General features: G+C 67.7%; 19 protein-coding genes and 4 tRNA genes. 11 read left to right on the top strand and 12 right to left on the bottom strand.

The annotated features are described in order from the left end of the window. Nucleotides 1-145 precede the first annotated feature (145 nt). The 5 genes from pgsA to FOB47_RS19710 all read left to right on the top strand — a co-directional run bounded on the left by pgsA (nucleotide 146) and on the right by FOB47_RS19710 (nucleotide 2,878). Nucleotides 146-745: a CDP-diacylglycerol--glycerol-3-phosphate 3-phosphatidyltransferase gene (gene pgsA / locus FOB47_RS19730; protein ID WP_053822153.1), complete on the top strand. Its 600-nt coding sequence runs from the start codon at nucleotides 146-148 to the stop codon at nucleotides 743-745. Nucleotides 746-904: 159 nt separating this feature from the next. Then, nucleotides 905-980 (top strand) — tRNA-Gly (locus FOB47_RS19725). 57 nt (nucleotides 981-1,037) lie between these two features. Then, nucleotides 1,038-1,113: transfer RNA gene (locus FOB47_RS19720), tRNA-Gly, on the top strand. A 106-nt stretch (nucleotides 1,114-1,219) separates the two neighbouring features. Next, a tRNA-Cys gene (locus tag FOB47_RS19715) sits at nucleotides 1,220-1,293 on the top strand. A 352-nt stretch (nucleotides 1,294-1,645) separates the two neighbouring features. Beyond that, a complete protein-coding gene (locus FOB47_RS19710) occupies nucleotides 1,646-2,878 on the top strand; it encodes a cation:proton antiporter domain-containing protein (protein WP_082371504.1) in 1,233 nt (410 codons plus the stop codon). Nucleotides 2,879-2,914: 36 nt separating this feature from the next. On the opposite strand, the gene FOB47_RS19705 is transcribed toward FOB47_RS19710, so the two are convergent. Beyond that, nucleotides 2,915-3,844: a LysR family transcriptional regulator gene (locus tag FOB47_RS19705; RefSeq protein ID WP_053822152.1), complete on the bottom strand. Its 930-nt coding sequence runs from the start codon at nucleotides 3,842-3,844 to the stop codon at nucleotides 2,915-2,917. A 102-nt stretch (nucleotides 3,845-3,946) separates the two neighbouring features. Here FOB47_RS19705 and FOB47_RS19700 point away from each other — a divergent pair, with 102 nt between their 5' ends. After that, entirely contained in the window at nucleotides 3,947-5,047 is a 1,101-nt protein-coding gene (locus FOB47_RS19700; protein WP_174781900.1) for a YeiH family protein, read from the top strand. A gap of 40 nt (nucleotides 5,048-5,087) precedes the next feature. Here FOB47_RS19700 and FOB47_RS19695 read toward each other — a convergent pair. Then, nucleotides 5,088-5,174, bottom strand: a tRNA-Leu gene (locus tag FOB47_RS19695). Between the two features lie 180 nt (nucleotides 5,175-5,354). Between FOB47_RS19695 and FOB47_RS19690 the strand changes: the two genes are divergently transcribed. Continuing rightward, a complete protein-coding gene (locus FOB47_RS19690) occupies nucleotides 5,355-5,711 on the top strand; it encodes a hypothetical protein (protein WP_151022871.1) in 357 nt (118 codons plus the stop codon). Between the two features lie 159 nt (nucleotides 5,712-5,870). Then, nucleotides 5,871-6,278, top strand: coding sequence for a heme-binding protein (locus tag FOB47_RS19685; protein WP_053822150.1), 408 nt, complete (start codon nucleotides 5,871-5,873; stop codon nucleotides 6,276-6,278). 126 nt (nucleotides 6,279-6,404) lie between these two features. On the opposite strand, the gene FOB47_RS19680 is transcribed toward FOB47_RS19685, so the two are convergent. From FOB47_RS19680 to FOB47_RS19665, 4 genes are all read right to left on the bottom strand, one after another. Continuing rightward, nucleotides 6,405-6,749 (bottom strand): hemin uptake protein HemP, encoded by a 345-nt coding sequence (locus tag FOB47_RS19680; RefSeq protein WP_174781899.1) that lies wholly within the window; start codon nucleotides 6,747-6,749, stop codon nucleotides 6,405-6,407. Between the two features lie 239 nt (nucleotides 6,750-6,988). Then, the gene (locus tag FOB47_RS19675; protein ID WP_006579474.1) at nucleotides 6,989-7,402 is read right to left on the bottom strand and encodes an ExbD/TolR family protein; all 414 of its coding nucleotides are present in this window, start codon (nucleotides 7,400-7,402) and stop codon (nucleotides 6,989-6,991) included. Nucleotides 7,403-7,440: 38 nt separating this feature from the next. Continuing rightward, a complete protein-coding gene (locus FOB47_RS19670) occupies nucleotides 7,441-8,169 on the bottom strand; it encodes a MotA/TolQ/ExbB proton channel family protein (RefSeq protein ID WP_023263789.1) in 729 nt (242 codons plus the stop codon). Between the two features lie 46 nt (nucleotides 8,170-8,215). Further along, entirely contained in the window at nucleotides 8,216-8,881 is a 666-nt protein-coding gene (locus FOB47_RS19665; RefSeq protein ID WP_174781898.1) for an energy transducer TonB, read from the bottom strand. Between the two features lie 589 nt (nucleotides 8,882-9,470). Here FOB47_RS19665 and FOB47_RS19660 point away from each other — a divergent pair. Next, entirely contained in the window at nucleotides 9,471-11,771 is a 2,301-nt protein-coding gene (locus tag FOB47_RS19660) for an AAA family ATPase (protein ID WP_174781897.1), read from the top strand. 100 nt (nucleotides 11,772-11,871) lie between these two features. Here FOB47_RS19660 and murI read toward each other — a convergent pair whose 3' ends face one another. The 4 genes from murI to FOB47_RS19640 form a co-directional block, all read right to left on the bottom strand. Beyond that, on the bottom strand, nucleotides 11,872-12,708 hold the full coding sequence (murI, locus tag FOB47_RS19655; RefSeq protein WP_053822146.1) for a glutamate racemase: 837 nt from the start codon (nucleotides 12,706-12,708) through the stop codon (nucleotides 11,872-11,874). 271 nt (nucleotides 12,709-12,979) lie between these two features. Next, nucleotides 12,980-14,503 (bottom strand): fumarate hydratase, encoded by a 1,524-nt coding sequence (locus tag FOB47_RS19650; protein WP_174781896.1) that lies wholly within the window; start codon nucleotides 14,501-14,503, stop codon nucleotides 12,980-12,982. Nucleotides 14,504-14,720: 217 nt separating this feature from the next. After that, nucleotides 14,721-15,269 (bottom strand): TIGR00645 family protein, encoded by a 549-nt coding sequence (locus tag FOB47_RS19645; RefSeq protein WP_043441654.1) that lies wholly within the window; start codon nucleotides 15,267-15,269, stop codon nucleotides 14,721-14,723. A 10-nt stretch (nucleotides 15,270-15,279) separates the two neighbouring features. Beyond that, entirely contained in the window at nucleotides 15,280-16,305 is a 1,026-nt protein-coding gene (locus FOB47_RS19640) for a DMT family transporter (protein ID WP_174782505.1), read from the bottom strand. Nucleotides 16,306-16,739: 434 nt separating this feature from the next. Here FOB47_RS19640 and acs point away from each other — a divergent pair, with 434 nt between their 5' ends. Beyond that, nucleotides 16,740-18,722: an acetate--CoA ligase gene (gene acs, locus FOB47_RS19635; protein ID WP_174781895.1), complete on the top strand. Its 1,983-nt coding sequence runs from the start codon at nucleotides 16,740-16,742 to the stop codon at nucleotides 18,720-18,722. A 92-nt stretch (nucleotides 18,723-18,814) separates the two neighbouring features. Then, entirely contained in the window at nucleotides 18,815-20,866 is a 2,052-nt protein-coding gene (locus FOB47_RS19630) for a sodium:solute symporter family protein (RefSeq protein WP_174781894.1), read from the top strand. Here the strand turns inward: FOB47_RS19630 and FOB47_RS19625 are convergent. After that, complete coding sequence (locus FOB47_RS19625) at nucleotides 20,863-22,035, bottom strand: beta-barrel domain-containing protein (protein WP_053822142.1); 1,173 nt, start codon at nucleotides 22,033-22,035, stop codon at nucleotides 20,863-20,865. The genes FOB47_RS19630 and FOB47_RS19625 overlap by 4 nt on opposite strands. A gap of 4 nt (nucleotides 22,036-22,039) precedes the next feature. Further along, nucleotides 22,040-24,223, bottom strand: coding sequence for a type I secretion system permease/ATPase (locus FOB47_RS19620; protein ID WP_390884861.1), 2,184 nt, complete (start codon nucleotides 24,221-24,223; stop codon nucleotides 22,040-22,042). Between the last annotated feature and the right edge of the window lie 13 nt (nucleotides 24,224-24,236).

Here is a 24,236-nt window from a genome sequence, read left to right as displayed (position 1 = left end):
GATCGGCGTGGCCGCCGGCACAGCAGGCACATCCGACGCCGGCGCGGAATGCAATCGGCCGGGCTCGCTTCGGGAAATGCTCAATTGATGTCGGAATCGGCGACAATCGCGGGATTGTCCCGTCTTCGACCTGCCGATTCCGCCTATGCCGCTGAATATTCCGATCCTGCTGACCTGGCTGCGCGTTGCCATGATCCCGCTCGTGGTCGGCGTCTTCTATCTGCCCGACGCCTGGCTGTCGATGCCGACGAAGAACCTGACGGCGGCGGTGTTCTTCATCGTGGCGGCGGCGACGGACTGGCTCGACGGCTTCCTTGCGCGGCGCTGGAACCAGACCTCGTCGTTCGGCGCCTTCCTTGACCCGGTCGCGGACAAGCTGATGGTCGCCGCGGCGCTGCTGTCGCTGCTGGCGCTGGATCGCGTCAGCGATCTGATCGCGCTGGTCATCATCGGCCGCGAGATCACCATTTCGGCGCTGCGCGAATGGATGGCGCAGATCGGTGCGTCCAGGAGCGTCGCCGTCAACTTCCTGGGCAAGCTCAAGACCACGTTCCAGATGATCGCGATCCCGCTGCTGCTGTTCGATGCGCCGCTGTTTGGCATCGACGCCGGCATGCTGGGCGGCTGGCTGATCTATGTCGCCGCGGTGCTGACGCTGTGGTCGATGTTCTATTACATGAAGCTGGCGTGGCCCCAGATCCGGGAGCGCAGCGCGGCCGCCGCCCGGGCCGCGGCGCAAAAGTGAGGATCAGTGCAAAAATATGCTTGACTTCATTGCCGGATGTTTGCATAATTTCGTTCTCGCTTCTGACGAAACAAAACGAACGAAGCGAGATGCAGCAAGAAGCGAGCGATATGCAGTGATTTAGCGCCGTTTTGCTGCATGTGCAGTACGCAGGACACTGCGGGAGTAGCTCAGTTGGTAGAGCGCAACCTTGCCAAGGTTGAGGTCGCGAGTTCGAGACTCGTCTCCCGCTCCAGAATTTTCTGGTTGATCCGGAAGCAGCATGTTCCGGGTTTGCCGCAGCAGGTGTCATGCGGGAGTAGCTCAGTTGGTAGAGCGCAACCTTGCCAAGGTTGAGGTCGCGAGTTCGAGACTCGTCTCCCGCTCCAGTCCGAAAGGGAAGCAGCGCTTCCCTTTTTAGTTTGCGATGCTGCCGCATCGGTCTCTCCGGCACCCGGAAGCGACAGCGGCTACAATCCAGCATCCAGGTCACCCGGCGGGGTGGCAGAGTGGTTATGCAGCGGCCTGCAAAGCCGTGTACGCCGGTTCGATTCCGACCCCCGCCTCCATCGATTCCTCCCTGCTGTCGCCACCGAGCGCCGTTCCAGGCTCCGGTTTGTTCCTGCACGATGTATTTCTTGCGCCTTTTCGCGGCTTTAACGCGTGGCGCGCGTGATACATTACGTCTATCGCACTCGTCGTCGCCGCTGCTGGACCATGCCGGCAACGTGCCTGGGCCTCGCGCCCCGGGCGCCGCTGCCGGTGGCGACGATTCCCATTCGGTTTCATTTCCGCAGACTGTCCGCCCGGGCGGTGCCGGCATCAGGCTCCGTCGATGGCGGCGTGTCCGCGTCGGATCGGGACCGGATCGCCGTTCGACTTCCCGGCGCTACGTCGGCCATCAGAAGGAAACCACCACGCATGCATCACGCTACTCCGCTCATCAGCACCATCGTCGGCGGCATTGTCCTGGCCTTTGTCCTCGGTGCGTTGGCGGGGCGATTGCGGTTGCCGCCGTTGATCGGCTACCTGTGCGCGGGCGTGGTGGTCGGACCGCATACGCCGGGCTACACCGCCGACCAGGCGCTGGCGCCGGAACTGGCCGAGCTGGGCGTGATCCTGCTGATGTTCGGCGTCGGCCTGCATTTCTCGATCCGCGACCTGATGGCGGTGCGCAAGATCGCGATTCCCGGCGCGGTCGCGCAGATCGGCATCGCGACGCTGCTCGGCATGGGCGTCGCCTGGGGCTTCGGCTGGAGCTGGGGGCAGGGTCTGGTCTACGGACTGGCGCTGTCGGTGGCCAGTACCGTGGTGCTGCTGAAGGCCTTGCAGGATCGCGACCTGGTCGACAGCGAGCAGGGCCGCATTGCGGTCGGCTGGCTGGTGGTCGAGGATCTGGCGATGGTGCTGGCGCTGGTGCTGCTGCCGGCGCTGTCGGGCCTGCTGGTGCCGGCCGGCAGCGGCGGGGAAGCGCCGGACGCCAGCGTCACCGACATCCTGCTGACGGTATCGCTGACGCTGGGCAAGGTCGCGGCCTTCGTCGCCGTGATGCTCGTGATCGGGCGCCGTTTCATTCCGTGGATGCTCGAGCGGATCGTGTGGACCGGCAGCCGCGAACTGTTCCGCCTCGGCGTGCTGGCGACGGCGCTGGGCGTGGCCTTCGGCGCCTATTCGCTGTTCGGCGTCTCGTTCGCGCTCGGCGCCTTCTTCGCCGGCATGGTGCTGGCCGAGTCCGAGTTCAGCCATCGCGCCGCCGAGGAATCGCTGCCGCTGCGGGACGCCTTCGCGGTGCTGTTCTTCGTCTCGGTCGGCATGCTGTTCGACCCGATGGTGCTGGTGCGCGACCCCTGGGGCGTGCTGGCGACAGTATCGATCATCGTCGTCGGCAAGTCGCTGGCGGCGCTCGGCATCGTGCGGATGTTCGGCTATTCGAACCGGACCGGCATGACGATTGCCGCCAGCCTGGCGCAGATCGGCGAGTTCTCGTTCATTCTGGCGAGCCTCGGCGTCTTCCTGCAGATCCTGCCGGAGCGCGCGCAGAGCCTGATCCTCGCCGGCGCCTTGCTGTCGATCGTGCTCAATCCGCTGCTGTTCCGCTGGCTGGACCGCTACGTGGCGCGCCAGAGCGAGGCCGGCGAGGCGCAGGCGGCCTGACCGTCCAATCCGGGGCCGCGGCCCCGGATTGCGCTCTCATCCTTCCTGCTGTTCCAGTTCTTCCAGTTCCAGCTGCGGTGCGGTCTGGCGCAGGTATTCGGTAAAGGCCAGCAGGCCCTGGGTCGGATACTTGTCCTGGTGGACGACCAGGTGCCAGGGCCGCACCAGCCGCGGCAGGCCACGGCGCAGGGCCACCAGCGTGCCGCGTTCCAGCTCGTCGCGCACCACATGCAGCGACAGGCAGCTGACGCCAAAGCCGCTCATCACCGCGCGCTTGATCGCTTCGGCGTTGCCCAGTTCGAGCGCGAAGCGCAGCGGTCCGAGCAGCGGGGCGAGCCGCTGCTCGACAATCTCGCGCGTCCCCGAGCCGCGCTCCCGTACCAGCCAGTCCGCCTCCCGCAACGCGTCCAGATCGCCGTCGGCCCGCGCCAGCGGATGCCCGGCACCCACGACCACCACCATCTCGTCGTCGCACCAGTGCACGCTGCTCAGCTCGGGCTCGTGGCAGGTCCCTTCGATCAGGCCGATATCGGCATCGAGCCGCAACAGGTCCTGCAGCACGTCGTGGGTGTTGCCGATGCGCAGGTCCAGCGCGCAGGGCTGTTGCTGGGCCTGACGGAAGCCGGTCAGCAGCGCGGGCAGCAGATAGCTGCCGATGGTGTTGCTGGCGGCAATCCGCAACTGCACGCCGGCGTCGGCGGCGAAGCGTTCCAGTTCGTGCGCCTGGTCCAGCAGCGACAGCGCGCGCGGGAAGAACTGGCGGCCGGTCTCGTTGATCGTCAACCGCTTGGCGACGCGGTCGAACAGGCGCCGGTCCAGCGCGCGCTCCAGGTCGGCCAGCGCGGCGCTGACCGCGGACTGCGACATCGCCACGGCCTCGGCGGCGGCGGTCGTGCTGCCGTGCTGCACGACGGCGACGAAGACGGCGAGCTGACGCAGCGTCAGCCGCAAGGGGCGATGTTGCATATCTATAAACCAGGTAATAAATAACGATATTACCTGTTTTACAGATGAAGATGCGGTAGTTACGCTGGCGTCATTCCTACACGCCCGTGTCGTCCCTGCGCCATGCCGACCACTTCGATTCCAGCCGCTGCCCCCGCCGCCGCCCCAGCCCCGTCCATTCCCTGGCGCTACCGACTGCTGACGCTGGCGCCGCTGGGTGCGATTGCGTGGCTCGCGCTGATCCTGTCCGGACTGCCGGCGCTGTCGCAACTCGGTGTCAGCCCGCTGATGCTGGCGATGTGCGCCGGCATGGTCGCCTGCAATACCTTGCCGCGGCACTGGCTGGCGCCGCTGGCGCCCGGCATGCAGCTGGCCAGGCAGACGCTGCTGCGGCTGGGTGTGGCGCTGTACGGCCTGCGGCTGACCTTCGGCTCGATCGAGGCGCTGGGCGTGGGCGGGGTCGTGGCGCCGCTGCTGATGCTGGCGGCGACGCTGTGCGTCGGCGTCTGGATCGGCACCCGCTGGCTGGGCCTGACGCGCCGGGAAGCCGTCGTGGTCAGCGCGGGCAGCGCCGTGTGCGGCGCGGCGGCGGCGATTGCGGTCGCCTCGATCGCGCGTACCGATGACCGGCAGACCGCGGTCGCGGTGGCGACCGTGGTGCTGTTCGGCACTGTCGGCATGCTGCTGTATCCCTATCTGTACGAGCTGGTGACCAACGTCTGGCACTGGCAGGTCGGCGAGCGCGCGTTCGGCATCTATACCGGTGCCACGCTGCACGAGGTCGCCCAGGTGATCGTCGCCGGCAAGGCGGTGGGCGAGACGGCCGGCGATGCCGCCGTGCTGGCCAAGATGGTTCGTGTGCTGGCGCTCGGTCCGCTGCTGCTGGTGCTGGCGCTGTGGCCGCGTGCCGACGACCGTGCGCAAGGCACGGATGCCGGCCGCCGCGGCATCGACTGGGCCCGGATCCGCGCCGCGGTGCCCTGGTTCGCGCTTGGCTTCGTCGCCGTGCTGGCGATGAACTCCTTCGGCCTGGTGCCGGGCGAATGGAAGCCGGCACTGGTCGCCTTCGACAACTGGCTGCTGGCCTGCGCGATGCTGGCGATCGGCCTGCATACCCGGATCGGCGACCTGCTGCGCGCGGGCCGCAAGCCGATGCTGCTGGCGGCGCTGCTGTTCGTATTCCTGGTTGGCGCCGGCGCGCTGCTGTGCGCTGTGCTTCTCTGAGGGGACGGGTAGAACGGAAGGAGGGGGCTGGCGGCGTGGGTGGTGCGGCCGACGGGACTCGAACCCGTAAGCCCGGAAAGGCGGCAGATTTTAAGTCTGCTGAGTCTACCAATTTCTCCACGGCCGCACGGCAAGCCCGGTATTGTGGGCGGTCGCCGCCCGGGACGCAAGCGCCGCATGATCGTTTCCGTACCCTTGCCGGCAAGGATGTTACTGGCGGTAACAATGTAGAACCCGCCGTTGCACCTGTGATCCGCCGTAGGCCTAGAATACGGGTATCAAGATCAACCTTGCGAGGAGCAAGATCATGAAACGTTGGTTGCTCGCAGGGCTCGGCGTGCTGGCTGCGATGGCCTCAGGCGCCGCGATGGCCCGTGTCGACGTCGGCGTGGTGATCGGCGTGCCGGGCGTCGTGGTCGGCGGTCCTGCCTACTACCCCCCGCCGCCCGTCGTGGTCGCGCCCGCACCGGTCTATTACGGTCCGCCGCCGGTGGTGGTGCGGCCGGGTTACGGCTACTACGGTCCGCCGCCGCGCTATTACGGCCCGCCGCCTGCACACTACTATGGTCCGCCGCGCTATTACGGCCATCCGGGCCGGCACTATCATGGCGGTCGGCATGGTCACTGGCACGGCGGCCATGGACATCGCCACTATCGCGACTAGTTCGGCCAACCGGACGATCCGATGTACAAGGGCCCCTGCGGGGCCCTTTGCTTTTTAGGCATGGCTGTTTTGCCCGACAACGGTGCCGCGCGTCATGGTCACGGAAGTGGTGCCGGCGCTATACTGCCGGCTCATTGTTTATCGATTCAGGAGAGTGGTATGCAGCAAAAGTCCGTGCTGACTGCGGAAGACGTGAAGAAGGTGATGGCCGCAGCCGAAGCCGAGGCAAAGGCCCATCACTGGGCCGTGTCGATCGCCATCGTCGATGACGGCGGCCACCTGCTGGCCCTGCAGCGGCTCGACGGCGCGGCGCCGATCTCCGCCTATATCGCGACCGAGAAGGCCCGTACCTCGGCGCTGGGCCGCCGCGAATCGAAGATCTACGAAGACATGATCAACAACGGCCGCAACTCGTTCATGACCGCGCCGGTGCTGCAAGGCATGCTGGAAGGCGGCGTGCCCATCATCGCCGGCGACCAGGTGGTCGGCGCGGTCGGCGTGTCGGGCGTCAAGTCCAGCGAGGATGCGCAGATCGGCCGTGCCGGCATCGCCGCGCTGGGCCTCTGATCGGGCGGCCTGCGCCTGATCGTTCTTCATCGGCCGCGGCGCTTGCGGCGGCCGGACCCGCTCCGTCCTGGAGCGGGCAGCCCGAAGCCGGGATGCCGCGACATGCGGCATGCCACGGCGGGCGGCTCACTTCGTCAGAATCAGCTTGCCGTAGCGCGTCTTGCGCAGCGTATAGACCTCGCCGTTATGCAGGATCGGCAGCGTGGTCGCGCCGCGCATCAAGGCTTCCAGCGGGACCGCCTCGGCGGTCTGCGCAGGCGCCGCCTGGGCCGCGGCATTGGCGCTGCGATTGTCGCGCACCGGCGCCTCGAGGCGGGCCACCGCCGACTTGACCGTCGCCATCGCCGACGGGGCCACGGCCTCGCGGCGCGCGTTCGGCGCCGGATCCTGGTTCACCACCACGCGGCGCAGCGACAGGCGGCGGCGGGTGACTTCGCGCGGTTGCGTCAGCGGCAAGGCTAGGGTGCTCATCGATGGGGCTCCTGTTCGGGGATGGTCGGTTTCACGGCACCAGCTTCGGTGGCTGCCGTCATTCCGTTCATATTAAATGAGAATCGTTATCATTACAACGACTCTCTGCATGATATCGAACCGCGCACGTCGGCGCCGCCAGGAATCGCAATTGGTTTCATTCGAAACACAAAAGAAAAAACCCCACCGCAGGGTGGGGCTTGGGGAAAGCGGCGCAGCACTGCGCGCCGCTGGGGGTCTTACTGCTTCGGCTCCGTGATGAAGCCGATCTTGCCGAGACCGCCGTGCTGGGCGGCGGCCATCACTTCGGCCACGCGCTCGTAGCGCACGTCGCGGTCGGCACGCAGATGCAGCTCGGGCTGCGGCTGTTGCTGGGCCGCCTGCGCGATATTGTTCTGCAGCGTCGCGTCGTCGATCTCCTGCTGGTTCCAGAACACCTTGCCGGCTGCGTCGATCGACAGATTGATGTTCTGCGGCTTGGGATCGTTGGGCTGATTGGTCGCACGCGGCAGGTCGATCTTGACCGCGTGATTGATCACCGGGATGGTGATGATGAAGATGATCAGCAGCACGAGCATGACGTCGACCAGCGGCGTCATGTTGATCTCGCTCATCACTGCGTCATCGTCATCGTCGAGGGTACCGAATGCCATGATGACTTCCTTTCGAGCGGGGGGCGGTCCGCGTCAGTTCAGTTCTTGACCGCGAGACGCACCGCATTGTCGTCGGCGGTGCGCGCACCGGTCGGGCGCACACGGGCGCCGGTGACGAAGTAGGCGTGCAGATCGTGGGCGAAGCGGTTCAGCTTCGAGATCACCGCCTTGTTGCCGCGCGTCAGCGCGTTGTAGCCGAGCACCGCGGGGATCGCCACCGCCAGGCCGAAGGCCGTCATGATCAGCGCTTCGCCGACGGGGCCGGCGACCTTGTCGATGGTCGGCACGCCGGAGGCGCCGATGCCGATCAGCGCGTGGTAGATGCCCCAGACGGTGCCGAACAGACCGACGAACGGCGCGGTGGAGCCCACCGAGGCCAGGATCGCCAGGCCCGACTGCATGCGCGACACGGCGTCGTCGATCGCGCTCTTCAGCGAACGGGTCAGCCAGTCGGAAATATCCATCACGTCATGCAGCTGCGGCTGGCTGGCGCGATGGTGCTGGGCCGCTTCCTTGCCGGTCAGCGCCAGCGTGCGGAACGGATTCGATTCGCTGCTGCCGAGCGTCTCGAGCGCGTGGTCGAAATCGTCCGAATGCCAGAAGCGCTTTTCCGCGCCCTGCGCCATTTTCTTCAGGCGGACCAGATCCCACGCCTTGGTGAGAATCACGATCCATGACGCCAGCGACATGACGAGCAGAATGATGGCGGTCGCACGCATGACGAAATCGCCTTGCGCCCACAGATGGCTGAGTCCGAGGTCCTGCATGATGGTTCCTGGTAAGTCGTAAATCGTATGGAGGGTTCAGTTCAAATCAGTTCAGTTCGAAAGCGATCGGCTGCTGCGCGGTGACCGCGATCGCACGACCGTTTTCGACATAAGGCTTGCAGCGCATCCGCTGGACCGCGTCGATCGCCGCCTGGTCCAGGCGTGACGAACCGCTGGAGCTGACCACCGCGGTCTTGACCACCTTGCCGGTATCGTCGGTGGTCAGGCGCACCACGGTCTTGCCGGTTTCGCCCATCCGCCGCGACTGCGACGGGTAGGTCGGCTGCGGCGGCGTGCACTGGATCTCGCCGATGCCGACCGCGCGTGGACCGGTGGCGACCGGTGCCGGCTCGGGCGGCGGCGGGGGAGCGGGCGGGGCCGGCGGTGCGGGCGGCGCTTCGACCGCGGTCTGCGTCGGCGGCAGCGCGGGCGTCGGCTCGATGCGCGGTTCGGGCTTCGGTTGCGGCTTGGGCTGCGGTGTCGGCTTGGTGACCTTGACCTGCTTGGGCGGCGTCTCCGGTTTCGGTTGCGGCTTGGGCGGCTCCGGTGCCGGCTGCCGCGGCGGTTCCAGCGGAATGATACGGGCGATGATTTCAGGCGGGATCACCGCTTCGGTCATCTTGCGCGCGAGCCCACTCTGGATCAGATACAGCAGGCCGGCGTGGAAAAGCAGAACGGCTAGCGTGATCTTCAGGAAACGTTGATCGAACATGTGAGACAACAAATTTCGGCTAACCGGCGTTGCAGGCGCGGCCTCCCGCCCGAAGGCGGCATCGGTGTGTCGGGCGCGAGCGGCGCGGCGATCGGGCTGTTCGGCGGCTGTTCCGCAGCCGTTACAGCAATCTATTTACGGCGAAACAGCACCAGCGAAATACCGCAACCAAACAGCAGGCTAATCAGCAGTTCCATGATAAACGCTCCTTCAAAGTCAAAGCCTGGGGGAGCGCCACTCTCTGGCAGCGTGTCAGCGCGTGAGTATAAACGATAATGATTCCTATTTGTCGGCCTTCTCGCCACTTGACCCTGCTGGAAGCCGGGTCGTCGCCGGCCATGCCTGCGGGGACGCCCCGACTAACCGCACCCGGCAAAGCGAGCTAGCATACGAAAAAAGGGCCCGGTGAACTGGCAGGCGGCCGGCGGGACAAAGGCTGGAAGCAGGCGGAACAGCAGGCGATCGCGGTCGACAACAGAGCACGCGGCAGGAACAGCGGCAAAGCAGGCCGAGAACCAAGCGAAAAAAACGGCGAAGGAAGCGGCGGCGACGGTCCTCCGTCGCTCGTCCGGGACGAGGAGCCTTGCCCATGGATTTCACCCGCAGCATCGACGAGGACCGGCCGGCGCTGTTGCGCGCGGCCCCCGGGGCTGGCGCCACCACGGCGCTCGACTGGATGTGCGCCCAGTTCGCATTGCGCGTGGTCTGCGCGCTGGGACCGCGTTTCAACCTGCGCAGCAATATCAACGACGTGCTGACGGTCAGCGCCCAGGAGCTGGTCTGGCCCTATGGCGTCGTGATGCGCGTGCAGCGTTTCCTCGCCGCGCGCTGCGCCGACATGCCGGCCTGGCGTGGCGCGGGCCGGCTGACTCCCGAGGAATTTCTCGAGCGGCACGGCCAGTGGAACAGCGCCTTCGACGAGGGGGCGCTGTTCTATTACCTGGACGAGTACGTCAAGCACCATGCCAAGGACATGTTCACCGTGTTCGAGGTATCGGCCGCCGCGCTGGCGGCCAGGCTCGACGGCGAGCGCGTGCTGCTGGTCCGCAATATCGACATGCTCAGCCATGTGCTGGACTTGCCCGACCACGAGCGCAAGCTGCTGCTGTTTGCCGCGCTGGCCAAGTACAAGCGCGACCTGCGCGCGGTGATGGTCGACTGCAAGGTCGCGCACAGCCAGGAGGCCTTCCAGATCCTGGCCGGGCTGACAGGCGCCACCGCGGCCCAGGTTGCCGCCTCGTTGCGGCCGGGCTCGCGGCTGGAGACGCTGAACCTGATCGAGCAGCCGCTGCCCGAGAACAGCGTGACCGATCTGGGCGACCTGATGCGGCTGTCCGACCGGCTGCTGCACGTGCTGCTCGGCAACTACGCCGACGAGGCCGAGATGATGGCGGTGTTCACGCGCCCGGCCGCGCCGCCGACGCTGTCGAGCACCGACTATCCCCATGTCGAGAGCGATGCCCGCTACCTGACCGCGCTGCTGGCGAACGCCACGCGCCAGCATGCCGAGGGCGTCAACGTGCTGATCTACGGGCCGCCCGGCACCGGCAAGACCGAATTTGCACGGCTGCTCGCGCGCGAGGCCGGCTGCGAGCTGTACGAGGTCGATTGCCTGGACCGCGACGGCAACAGCCTGTCGGGCAAGGATCGTTATCGCTCGCTGCAGGTGTCGCAGGCCTTTCTGCGCGGCCGCGCCAATACCGCGCTGCTGTTCGACGAGGTCGAAGACGTATTCCCGGGCTCGGCGCGCGAGCTGATGAGCCTGTTCGGCCAGGAGGACACGCGCGGTTCGGTCAACGGCAAGGCCTGGGTCAACCAGACGCTGGAGCGCAATCCGGTGCCGGTGATCTGGATCTCCAATTCGATCCGGCAGATCGATCCCGCCTATCTGCGCCGCTTCCAGTTCCATCTGGAGCTGCGCATTCCGCCGCCGCAGGTACGCGAGAACATCATCCGCAAGCATCTGGGCGGACTGGCGGTCAGCGATGCCTTTATCGCGTCGCTGGCGGCGCGCCGCACGCTGACGCCGGCGCAGGTGCAATCGGCCGCGCGTTTCGTGCAGCTGGCCCAGCCCGGCATCGGCGAGCCGGTCGAGACGCTGATCCTGCGCCAGCTCGAGCACGCCGACCGCGCGATGGGCCTGCGGCCCGAAGCGGAGACGCGGCCGGTGGTCACGCATTACCGGCTCGACCGGCTGAACCTGGAGACCCGCTATCGCGTCGAGCGCATCATCCAGGCGCTGCAGGCGCGGCGCCGCGGCACGCTGTGCTTCTACGGCCCGCCGGGCACCGGCAAGACGGCGCTGGCCGAACATATCGCCGCCGCGCTGGAGCTGCCGCTGATGATGCGGCGGGCCTCGGACCTGATGAGCAAGTACGTCGGCGAGACCGAGCAGCAGATCGCCGCGATGTTCGCGCGCGCCGAGGAAGACGGCGCCGTGCTGCTGCTCGACGAGGCCGACAGCTTCATGCAGAGCCGGCAGCAGGCGGTGCGCAATTACGAGGTCTCCGAGGTCAACGAGATGCTGCAGGGTATGGAGCGGTTCAACGGCATCTTCGTCTGCACGACCAATCTGTTCGACCGGCTCGACGAGGCCGCCTTGCGCCGCTTCTCGTTCAAGATCCGCTTCATGCCGCTGCTGCCGGCGCAGCGCGAATCGATGTTCGTCGACGAGGCGCTCGACGGCGACGCATCCGCGCTCGACGATGCGATGCGGCGCGAACTGGCCGGGCTCGACGGCCTGACGCCGGGCGACTTTGCCACCGTCAAGCGGCAATGCGCGCTGCTGGGCGAGGCGCTGACGCCCGACGAATTCCTCGCGCAGCTGCGCCAGGAGCATGCGGTCAAGCCGGAGGTCAGGGAGCGCCGTCAGGTGGGCTTCGTCCGCTGAGGCAACAAGGCCGAGCGGCGCCGCGCAAGGAGGCGCGAAAGGAGGTGCGCAAGGAGGCGCGAAAGGAGGCGCGAAAGGAGGCGCGCAACGAGGCGCGAGATCAGGGCGTGATCGGCGCCGGCTCGATCACCACCGTTTCCGCCGCGGCATCGACATGCAGCAGCGCGCGCGCCATCCGGCGCAGGTGTTCGGCGTCGCTGGTGGTGCAGTAGCGCGCCACCGCGATCGGACTCGCGCCAGCGTCCACGCCGCTGCCCGCGTCGGCCGCCAAGCCGTGCTCGGCCAGCTTGCGCTGCAATTGCCGCGCGACCGCGACGCCGGTATCGATCAATGTCATCCGCTCGCCGATCAGCTCGCGCACGGTTTCGCTGAGGAACGGATAGTGGGTGCAGCCGAGCACCAGGGTATCGGCGCCCGCTTCGAGCATCGGCGCCAGGCAGGTCTGCAGACGTTCCCGAACCAGCGGCCCGTCGATATCGCCCTGTTCGATGCGCGCGACCAGCCCGCCCCCGGGCTGGCAGACGAAGCGGCACTGGTCCTGCAGCGAATGCAGCAGCCGCGCGAACTTGTCGCTGGCCAGCGTATTGGCGGTGGCGAGCACACCGACCACCTTGCTGCGGCTGGCCGCTACCGCCGGCTTCAGTCCCGGCTCGACACCGACGATCGGCAACGGCAGGCGCTCGCGCAGCGCCTGGATGCCATGCGCGGTGGCCGTATTGCAGGCCACCACCAGCGCCTTGCAGCCCTGCGCCGCCAGCCATTCGCAGGCCTGCAGCGTGCGCGCCTGCACGAACCCCTGCGGCTTCTCGCCATAGGGCGCATAGCGCGAGTCGGCCAGGTAGAGCAGGGTTTCGTGCGGCAGCAGCGCTCGCACCTCGCGCAGCACGGACAGGCCGCCGAGGCCGGAATCGAAGATGCCGATGGGGGAGGGGGACACGGGGGAGAGCTGGCTTAGGGGAATAGGGGGCGGTTGCCCTCTCCCCCGGCCCCTCTCCCGCAAGCGGGAGGGGGAGCAGACCAATCGCGTTGGAGACTGCCCGGTGTGTGCCCCCTCTCCCGCAAGCGGGCGAGGGCAGCAAACCGATCGCGTTGGCAACTGCCCGGTGTGTGCTCCCTCTCCCGCTTGCGGGAGAGGGTTGGGGAGAGGGCAAGGGCGGTTGATGGTCGCGGGCGATGGCTGTCGCCCGCGACTCACCAATCTTGAACCCTTAAAGCGCCGCGACCGGAATCTTGCCGATCCTGGCCTGCCATTCGGCGGGGCCGGTCTTGTGCACCGACGTACCGCTGCTGTCGACCGCGACCGTGACCGGCATGTCCTTGACGTCGAACTCGTAGATCGCTTCCATGCCGAGGTCTTCGAACGCCAGCACCTTGGCGCCGCGGATCGCCTTCGACACCAGGTAGGCCGCGCCGCCGACCGCCATCAGGTAGGCCGACTTGTGCTTCTGGATCGATTCGATCGCCACCGGGCCGCGCTCGGCCTTGCCGATCATCGCGATCAGGCCGGTCTGCGACAGCATCGTCTCGGTGAACTTGTCCATCCGCGTGGCGGTGGTGGGGCCGGCCGGGCCGACCACTTCGTCGCGCACCGGATCGACCGGACCGACGTAGTAGATCACGCGGTTGGTGAAGTCGATCGGCAGCTTCTCGCCCTTGGCCAGCATGTCGGCGATGCGCTTGTGCGCGGCGTCGCGGCCGGTCAGCATCTTGCCGTTCAGCAGCAGCGTCTGGCCCGGCTTCCACGAGGCCACTTCCTCGGGCGTCAGCGTGTTCAGGTCCACGCGCTTCGACGTCTCGGTGTTCGGTGCCCACTCGACCTTCGGCCACTGCGACAGGTCCGGCGCTTCCAGCCTGGCCGGGCCGCTGCCGTCCAGCGTGAAGTGCACGTGGCGGGTGGCGGCGCAGTTCGGGATCATCGCCACCGGCTTGGACGCGGCGTGCGTCGGCGCGGCCATGATCTTGACGTCCAGCACGGTGGCGAGGCCACCCAGGCCCTGCGCGCCGATGCCCAGCGCATTGACCTTCTCGTACAGCTCGACGCGCAGTTCCTCGATCCAGTCCTTCGGACCGCGGGCGATGATGTCCTGGATGTCGATCGATTCCATCAACGATTCCTTGGCCATCACCATCGCCTTCTCGGCGGTGCCGCCGATGCCGATGCCCAGCATGCCGGGCGGGCACCAGCCCGCGCCCATGGTCGGCACGGTCTTGAGCACCCAGTCGACGATCGAGTCGGACGGGTTCAGCATCACGAACTTGGACTTGTTCTCCGAGCCGCCGCCCTTGGCCGCGACCTGGATGTCGACCTTGTCGCCCGGCACGATCTCGTAGTGGATCACGGCAGGCGTGTTGTCCTTGGTATTCTTGCGGCCGCCTTCGGGCGGATTGACGATCGAGGCGCGCAGCACGTTGTCGGGGTGGGTGTAGCCCCGGCGCACGCCCTCGTTGATCATGTCGGTCAGGCCCATGGTGGCGCCGTCCCAGCGCACGTCCATGCCGACCTTGACGAAGACGGTCACGATGCCGGTGTCCTGGCAGATCGGGCGCTTGCCTTCGGCGCACATGCGGCTGTTGGTCAGAATCTGCGCGATCGCGTCCTTGGCCGCCGGACTCTGTTCCAGCTCGTAGGCACGGCCCAGGCTGGTGATGTAGTCCATCGGGTGGTAGTAGCTGATGTACTGCAGGGAGTCGGCGACGCTCTGGATCAGGTCTTCTTGCTTGATGACGGTCATGTCTTGTGGGGGAGGGCAGTCGGACAAAAGCGGACGAAAATTCCGCCCGAATCATACACCCCCTCGCCAGACGCGTCCCGGACGGAGGGCGGCTGCCTGCCGCTAAAAGTGGCGTTAATTTCACATCGTGCGCGAATATCGGACAAACGGCCGACGAGCACGGCGCAATAAAAAACCGCGGCGCCGGGCCGCGGTTCTTGCTCCAGCGCACGTCGGGTTACAGCCCCCGATCCTGCAGCGCCGGATGCGAGTGCGTGATCATCTTGTCGACCCACGCCATCGCGATCGCCGAGAACAGGAAGGCGACGTGGATCACCACTTGCCACATGATCGTATGGGTGTCGCGCTGTCCCGCGTCGATGAAGGTCTTGAGCAGATGGATCGACGAGATGCCGATCAGCGCCATCGACAGCTTGACCTTGAGCACGCCGGCATTGACGTGGTCCAGCCACTCCGGCTCGTCCGGATGATTGTCGATGCCCAGCCGCGACACGAAGGTCTCGTAGCCGCCGACGATCACCATGATCAGCAGGTTCGAAATCATCACGACGTCGATCAGGCCCAGCACCACCAGCATGATCTTGTTCTCGTCGTACTCGGTGACGTGGGCCAGCAGATGCCAGACCTCCATCAGGAAGTGATAGACGTAGACGCCCTGCGCGACGATCAGGCCCAGGTACAGCGGCAGCTGCAGCCAGCGCGAGGCGAAGATCAGACGGGGAATCGGGCGCATCCGATGCGGCTCAGGCGACAAGTTCGATGCCATGGTGGTTGCGTTAGCTTTGCGTAAGGGATTGTGTTGCTCGGTACGGAGGACGGGCGCCGGCCGGCGGCCGATCGTGCGGCGCGCCGGTCAGCGGCCGCGGGATTGTACCGTGGCGCCGGGTTCGGGCTCGATGCCGGCGGACGCAATGCCGCGAGCCTGGCCGCTGCCATCGCCGCGTGCGGCCGCCGCGCGCCAGCTTGCCGGGCCAGCTCGCCAGCGCAATGCCCGCCAGCACGCAGACCAGCGCGACACCGTGCGCCCAGCCCGGCGTTTCGCCGAGGAACACGATGCCGTACAGCGCGGCGGCGATCGGCAGCACCGAGGTGAACACGCCGGCCAGCTGCGCCGGCACATGGCGGATTCCCTTCATCCACAGCCAGAACGAGAACACGCTGGCCGACAGCGCGTACCACAGCACCATGGCCCATACATGCAGCGGCACGGCGCCCGCATCGAAGTCGAGCAGCGGCACCAGCCCCAGCGGCAGCATCAACAGGCCGCCGATCAGATGCGTGTAGGCGCAGATCTCGATCGCCGCCAGCGTCTGCGCCAGACGCCTGGACAGGATCACGTAGATCGACTCGCAGACCACCGCGCCCATCACCATCAGGTTGCCGAGCAGCGCATCGGCGCCCGCGCCGCCTGGCTGGCCGCCGCGGGCGATATTGAGCACCGCGATGCCGGCCACCGCCAGCAGCACCGCCAGCACGGTGCGGCGCGACAGCCGTTCGCGCAGCACCAGCCAGGACAGGATCGCCACGGTCGCCGGAATGGTGCTGGTGATGACGCCGGCGGACATCGCGCTGGTCAGGCGCACGCCGCCGAGCATCAGCAGCGTGAACAGGAAGGTCCCGAAGAACGCCTGCAGGAACAGGTTGAACCATTCGCGGCGGGACACGAGGCGCATCCGCGCGGGCCGGTACCACGGCGACAGGCAGACGATGGCGATCACGAAGCGCAGCAGCGCAAACAGCAGGATCGGCACATGGGCGACGATGGCCTTGCCGAGGCCGACGTTGCTGCCGACCAGCGCCATCGACGCGGCCAGCAGCAGGGCATTCAGGGGAACGGAAGGGGGCACGGGTTCGGTAGTCGGTGGCACGTCGCGCGCGCGGCGCGATGGCCGAGATCGCGCCGCATATTGACCGCAACCGGGCCGCGAGCGGACTTCAAACAGGCCGCAAGCGAGCCTCGATCGGCGCGGCAGCGCGCGCCATCGCACGCGCCGGGCGATTATAGCTATGCTAGCCTTAAGGCTTAGGCTTCACATGCGGACGCCGCGGGCATCGCCGCGGCGCGCCCGCGCAGCCGGCATCATTGCTGCGTCGCAATGCGCCTTTGCCCTGAAAGAGGGAGGGGCGCGAAGGACGGAAAGGACAGGCAAGGACAGCGTCAGGTTGCAGTAAGCCGCGCAGCGTAGCGTTGCGGCAAAAGTATCGAAGCCATATCCGGCCTTTCAGGAGACGAGCTATGTCCGCCATCGAATCGGTGATGCAAGAGCATCGCGTATTCCCCCCACCCGAATCGTTCGCCAAGAGCGCCGCCATTTCCGGCATGGACGCCTACCGCGCGCTGTGCGAAGAGGCCGAGCGCGACTACGAAGGCTTCTGGGCGCGCCACGCCCGCGAGCAGCTGGTCTGGGCCAAGCCCTTCACCAAGGTGCTGAACGAGAGCAACGCACCGTTCTACAAATGGTTCGAGGACGGCCAGCTGAACGCCTCGTACAACTGCCTGGAGCGCAATCTCGAGAACGGCAACGCCGACAAGGTCGCGATCGTGTTCGAGGCGGACGACGGCACGGTGACCAGGGTCACCTATCGCGAGCTGCATGCGCGCGTGTGCCAGCTCGCCAATGGCCTGAAGGCGCTGGGCATCAAGAAGGGCGACCGCGTCGTCATCTACATGCCGATGTCGATCGAGGGCGTTTGCGCGATGCAGGCCTGCGCCCGCATCGGCGCCACGCATTCGGTGGTGTTCGGCGGCTTTTCCGCCAAGTCGCTGCAGGAGCGGCTGGTCGACGTCGGCGCGGTCGCGCTGCTGACCGCCGACGAACAGATGCGCGGCGGCAAGGCGCTGCCGCTGAAGGCGATCGCCGACGAGGCGCTGGCGCTGGGCGGCTGCGAGGCGGTCAAGCACGTGGTGGTCTATCGCCGCACCGGCGGCAAGGTCAACTGGGTCGAAGGGCGCGACCGCTGGCTCGACGAGGTCTGCGCGGGCCAGCCCGAGACCTGCGAGGCCGAGCCCGTCGATGCCGAGCATCCGCTGTTCGTGCTCTATACCTCGGGCTCGACCGGCAAGCCCAAGGGCGTGCAGCACAGCACCGGCGGCTATCTGCTGTGGGCCTTGATGACGATGAAATGGACCTTCGACATCAAGCCCGACGACCTGTACTGGTGTACCGCCGATATCGGCTGGGTCACCGGCCACACCTACATTGCCTACGGCCCGCTGGCGGCCGGCGCCACGCAGCTGATGTTCGAGGGCATCCCGACCTATCCGAACGCCGGCCGCTTCTGGGACATGATCGCGCGCCACAAGGTCAGCGTGTTCTACACCGCGCCGACCGCGATCCGGTCGCTGATCAAGGCGGCCGAGGCCGACCAGGCCGTGCATCCGAAGCAGTACGACCTGTCGAGCCTGCGCCTGCTGGGCACCGTCGGCGAGCCGATCAATCCGGAAGCGTGGATGTGGTACCACGAGAACATCGGCCGCGGCCGCTGTCCGATCGTCGATACCTTCTGGCAGACCGAGACCGGCGGCCACATGATCACGCCGCTGCCGGGCGCGACGCCGCTGGTGCCGGGCTCGTGCACGCTGCCGCTGCCGGGCATCATGGCCGCGGTGGTCGACGAGACCGGGCAGGACGTGCCCAACGGCAGCGGCGGCATCCTGGTGGTCAAGCGCCCATGGCCGGCGATGATCCGCACCATCTGGGGCGATCCGGAGCGCTTCAAGAAGAGCTACTTCCCGGCCGAACTGGGCGGCAAGCTCTATCTGGCCGGCGACGGCGCGGTGCGCGACAAGGAAACCGGCTACTTCACGATCATGGGCCGCATCGACGACGTGCTGAACGTGTCGGGCCACCGCATGGGCACGATGGAGATCGAGTCGGCGCTGGTCGCCAATCCGATCGTCGCCGAGGCCGCCGTGGTCGGGCGTCCGGACGACACCACCGGCGAGGCCATCTGCGCGTTCGTGGTGCTCAAGCGCGCGCGTCCGACCGACGACGAGGCCGCGCAGATCGCCAACGAGCTGCGCAACTGGGTCGCCAAGGAGATCGGGCCGATCGCCAAGCCGAAGGACATCCGCTTCGGCGACAACCTGCCGAAGACGCGCTCGGGCAAGATCATGCGCCGCCTGCTGCGATCGCTGGCCAAGAACGAGGAGATCACGCAGGACACCTCCACGCTGGAGAATCCCGCCATCCTCGAACAGCTGCGGCAGGCCAAGTAAGACCGGCCGCGCGAAGCGGGCGCCGCAACCACGGCGCCCGCTTCGCGTTTGCCCGCCACCGCCTCTTTCGGCTTTCCCTTCCGCCCACGCCCATGGCCCAGGCCCAGTCGCGCTTTCGCCGCCGGCTGCTGCTGTACTACGGCCTGTTCACGCTCGGACTGTTCGGCTTCATCGGCATGATGGGGCTGCTCGAGCGGTCCAACGCCGACGCGCTGTGGCTCGGCTACGTCTTCCTGTTCATCACCATTGCGATCTATGCCTGCATCGGGCTGATCTGCCGCACCGCCGACCTGCACGAGTACTACGTCGCGGGCCGGCGCGTGCCCGCGATGTTCAACGGCATGGCGATCGCCGCCGACTGGATGAGCGCGGCGTCCTTCATCGGCCTGGCCGGCATCCTGTTCGCCTCGGGCTACGAGGGGCTGGCCTATGTGATGGGCTGGACCGGCGGCTACTGCCTGGTGGCCTTCCTGCTCGCGCCGTATCTGCGCAAGTACGGCGGCTACACGATTCCCGATTTTCTCGCCGCGCGCTACGGCAACGGCAAGCCGGGCGGCAACCTGCCGGTGCGCGGCATCGCGGTGCTGGCCGCCTCGCTGTGTTCCTTCGTCTATCTGGTCGCGCAGATCCAGGGCGTCGGCCTGGTGGTCACGCGTTTCATCGGCGTCGACTTTGCCGTCGGCGTGTTCTTCGGCCTGGCCGGCATCCTCGTCTGTTCGTTCCTCGGCGGCATGCGCGCGGTGACGTGGACCCAGGTCGCGCAGTACATCGTGATGATCGTCGCGTTCCTGACCACGGTGTCGATGATCGCGTGGAAGCATCATGGCGAGGCGGTGCCGCAGCTGGGCTACGGCACGGTGCTGACCGATGTCGCGCAGCGCGAGCGCGAGCTGCTGCGCGATCCGGGCGAGCTTGCGGTGCGCGAACACTACCGTCAGCAGGCAATCGAGCTGCAGGAGCGCATCGCACGGCTGCCGCAGTCGTTCGACGAGGTGCGCGACGGGCTCAATGCGCGGCTGCTGGAGCTGCGCGCCCGCAATGCGCCGCTGCGCGAGATCAAGGCGGTCGAGCGCGAGCGGGCCGACTATCCGCAGGACCCCGCCGCGGCCCTGCAGCAATGGACCCAGCAGCGCGAGGAGGCGCTGGCGCGCAGCCAGCCGCCGGTGCCCGCCACCGAGCCCTATCCGTCGCCGTCGGAGGCCGAGCGCAAGACCGAGCGGCTGAACTTCGTGCTGCTGACCTTCTGCCTGATGCTCGGCACCGCGAGCCTGCCGCATATCCTGACGCGGCTCTACACCACGCCGTCGGTCAAGGAGAGCCGCAATTCGGTGGCCTGGGCGGTGTTTTTCATCGCGCTGCTGTACGTCAGCGCGCCCACGCTGGCGGCGCTGGTCAAGTACCAGTTCCTGCATCATCTGGTGGGCACGCCCTATGCCGATCTGCCGGCCTGGGTCATGCAATGGCGGCGCATCGATCCGCCGGTGTTCGGCATCCGCGATGTCAATGGCGACGGCATCGTGCAGTGGGCCGAGGTGATGATCCAGCCCGACATGATCGTGCTGGCGGCGCCGGAGATCGCGGGGCTGCCGTACGTGATCTCGGGGCTGGTCGCCGCCGGTGCGCTGGCGGCGGCGTTGTCGACGGCCGACGGGCTGCTGCTGACGATCGCCAACGCGCTGTCGCACGACGTCTTCTATCACATGGTCGATCGCGGCGCGAGCCAGCAGCGGCGCGTGACCACCGCCAAGATCCTGCTGCTCGGCGTCGCCCTGTTCGCGGCCTACGTGACCTCGCTGCGGCCGGGCAACATCCTGTTCCTGGTCGGCGCCGCGTTCTCGCTGGCGGCGTCGAGCTTCTTCCCGGTGCTGGTGCTGGCGATCTTCTGGAAGCGCACCACCGCGGCCGGCGCGTTCGCCGGCATGCTGGCCGGGCTTTCGGTGTCGATCTACTACATCTTCGTCAACTACCCGTTCTTCACGCGGATGACCGGGATCTTCGGCGACCGCTGGTTCGGCGTCGATCCGATCGCGTCGGGCGCATTCGGCGTGCCGGCCGGGTTTGCGGTCGCGATCGCGGTCAGCCTGCTGACGCGGCGCAATGCGCCGGTGATCGACTGGCTGGTCACCTACCTGCGCAAGGGCTAGCGTTCGCGCAGCGCCTCCGCCGCGCGGTTCAGCGGCTTGACCAGATAGTCCATCACGGTGCGGCGGCCGGTGCGGATCTCGGCGGTCGCCACCATGCCCGGCAGGATCGGATGGCGCTTGCCGTCCTTCGTCTCCAGGAAGGCATGCTGGGTCAGCACGTAGACGCGGTAGTAGTAGATGCGCCGGTCGACCTGGTCCTCGATCGTGTCCGGCGAGATGCGGTCCACCCTGGCTGGCAGCGTGCCGTAGATCGACGGCTCGAACGCGGTGATCTTGACCGTGGCCTCCTGGTTCGGATGGATGAAGGCGATGTCGCGCGGCGACAGGCGCGCCTCGATCAGCAGCTGGTCACCGAGCGGCACGATTTCCATCAGCACGCCGCCCGGCGTGATCACGCCGCCGATCGTCGAGACGCGGATGTCCTTGACGATGCCGCGCGCCGGCGACGTGATCGCGGTGCGGCGCAGCTGGTCCGCGCGTCCCTCGCGCACCTTCAGCAGCGGGCCCAGGTCCGCCATCGTCTTGGCGTAATCGGCCTTGAGCGCGACGTAGTACTCGCTCTGCGTCGAGTCCAGCTTGGTGGCGAACTCGGCCACCTTCTGCCGCAGCCGCAGGATCTCGACCTCGTTGGTGGCGCCGGTGCGCAGCAGCGGCAGCGCGATCTGCAGCTCCTGCTCGGCCAGGCGCAGCTGCTGGCGCAGATTGGCGAGATTTTCGCGGAAGGCCCGGCGGTTGGCGACGAACAGCTGCCGCTCGCGCTCGACCACCGCGGTGTCGCGCGCCAGCTCGGCGGGGAAGTTGACCGACTCGGCGTCGTTCATCTCGGCGTGCAGCCGCGCGGCGCGCGCCTGCAGCGCGGCGATCCGCTCCAGCGTCTCCTCCATCGACGAGCGGGCCTGCACCGGGTCGAGCGTGGCCAGCTGCTGGCCGGCCTCGACCACATCGCCCTCGCGCACCGCCAGTTCGGCCAGGATGCCGCCCTCCAGGCTCTGGATGATCTGGCCCTTGGAGGCGGGCGTGACCTTGCCTTCGCCGACCGCCACTTCGTCCAGGCTGGCGAAGGCCGACCACAGCAGGAAGGCGGCGATCGCGCCGATGCCCAGCCACAGCAGCAGGCGCGCGCCGCCGGCGCCGTCTTCGAATCGTGCACGCATCGGGATCTTGTCCATGGGGCTACTCCGCGGCCGGGGCCGTCTGGGCGGGCGCCGGCGACGATGGTTGCGCGGATGGTTGCGTCGGCGGTTGTGCCGATGCCGCCGGCCGTGGCGGCGCCGTGCGCTTGAGCTGGGCCAGCACCTCGTCCTTCGGCCCGTCGCGCACGATGCGCCCGCGCTCGACCACGATGATCCGGTCGACCAGCGACAGCACCGGATAGCGATGCGTCGCCACGATCAGCGTGCGCCGGCCCATCCATTGCCGCATCCGTTCGATCACCGCGAGCTCGGTGCCCTCGTCCAGCGAAGCGGTCGGCTCGTCCAGCAGCAGCACCTGCGGGTCGCGCAGGAAGGTGCGGGCCAGCACCAGCACCTGCTTCTGGCCGCCGGACAGGCCGATGCCGTTCTCGCGGATGCGCAGGTCCAGCCCATGCGGCTGGTTCAGCAGCAGCTGGTCGGCGCAGGCGAGCCGCAGCGCGCGCAGCAGCTGCTCGTCGCTCGCCAGCGGATTGGCGATCAGCAGGTTCTCGCGCAGCGTGCCGTAGAAGGGGCTCGATTCCTGCAGCACGCAGCCGATGTCGCGGCGGATGTCGGCGACGTCGATCAATGCCATCGGCGTGTCGTCGAGCACGATGCGTCCGTGCGTCGGCGCGGCCAGGCCGCCGGCGAGCCGCAGCAGCGTCGACTTGCCGGCGCCGACGCGCCCGAGGATCGCGATGCGCTCGCCCGGCACGATGCGCAGCTGCGGAATCGTCAGCACCGGCTTTTCCTGCGGGTCGAAGCCGAAGGCCACGTTCTCGAAGCGATAGCCGCCCCGCACCAGCGGCTTGTGATAGGCGTCCTTGTCGGGATCGTGGTCCACCGGCAGCCGCAGCAGCTCGTCCAGCGCCTTCTTGCCGACGCGCGCGTTCTGGATGCGGCCCAGCACCGCGGGGATCTGCGCCAGCGGCGCGATGGTGCGGCTGGTCAGGATCGAGCAGGCCAGCACCGCGCCGAACGACAGGTTGCCGTCCAGGATGCCGTAGACGCCGGCGATCACCACGCCGACATAGGCGACCTGCTGCACCGTCTGCGACACGTTGACCAGCAGCCCGGCGATAAAGCGCTGCTTCAATCCGATCTCGCCGTTGACGTGGTTGGCGTGGTCCCACAGCCCGCGGAAGCGCGGCTCGGCCTGCAGCGACTTGATGTCCTCGGCCCGGTAGATCGACTCCATCAGGATCGCGTTGCGCAGCGCGGCCTCGGCCATCCCTTCGCGCGACAGCCGGGCCAGCGGAATCTGCGCCAGCAGCCCCGGCAGGATCAGCAGCGGAATCGCGGCCAGCGGAATCGCCACCAGCCAGCCGCCCAGCACCCAGATGATGAACAGGAAGGCGGCGACGAAGGGCAGGTCGATCAGCACGCCCAGCGTGCTCGAGGTCAGCAGTTCGCGCAGCTGTTCGAGGTCGCGCAGCTGCGCGATCAGCGTGCCGGGCGAGCGCGGCCGCGCATCGTTGCGGATATCGAGCACGCGGGCGAAGAACATCGCCGACAGCTTGATGTCGACGCGCTTGCCGAAATGGTCGGTGATCGAGACGCGCGCGGTGCGGATCAGCAGCTCCAGCGCCAGCGCGAGCGCCACGCCCGAGGCCAGCACCCACAGCGTATGCAGCGAGCGCGCCGGCACCACGCGGTCCCACACCTGCATCGCGAACAGCGAGGTGCCGACCGCCAGCAGGTTGCCGAACAGCGAGCCCAGGCCGAGGTCGAGCATCGTGCGCCAGTGCGCGGTGAAGATGCCGGTCAGCCACGAGTCCGGCGCCGCGCGCAGATAGGCGTCGAGCCGGTCGCCGCGGCGCGCGGCGCGCGCCTGCACCAGCAGCGGGCGGCCGCTCGCTTCCCGGGCCAGCGCGTCCAGCGTCAGGCTGCGCTCGACCGGTTTGCCGTCCATCGGCAGCAGCAGGGTCGCCACGCCATTGACCACGGCGATCACCATGCCGACCGTCTGGGTGGTGCCCTGGCCCAGCGGCACCAGCACTGGCAGCATCACCGGCGACAGCGATGCCGGCGGCAGGTCGACGAATTGCGCCGACAGGCCAGCCGAGGCGGCCAGCTCGACGACGGCGGCCTCGCGCTGCGGTTGGCCGCGCGCGGCCCACGCCGCGGCATTGCGCAGCTGCTCGGGCGAGGCCGGCGCGTTCAGTTGCCGCGCGGCGAGCAGCATCGCGTCGATCCAC

The organism is Cupriavidus gilardii, assembly GCF_013347325.1.
Taxonomy (GTDB): Bacteria; Pseudomonadota; Gammaproteobacteria; order Burkholderiales; family Burkholderiaceae; genus Cupriavidus; species Cupriavidus gilardii.
This window is presented reverse-complemented; position numbering and strand designations above follow the sequence as displayed.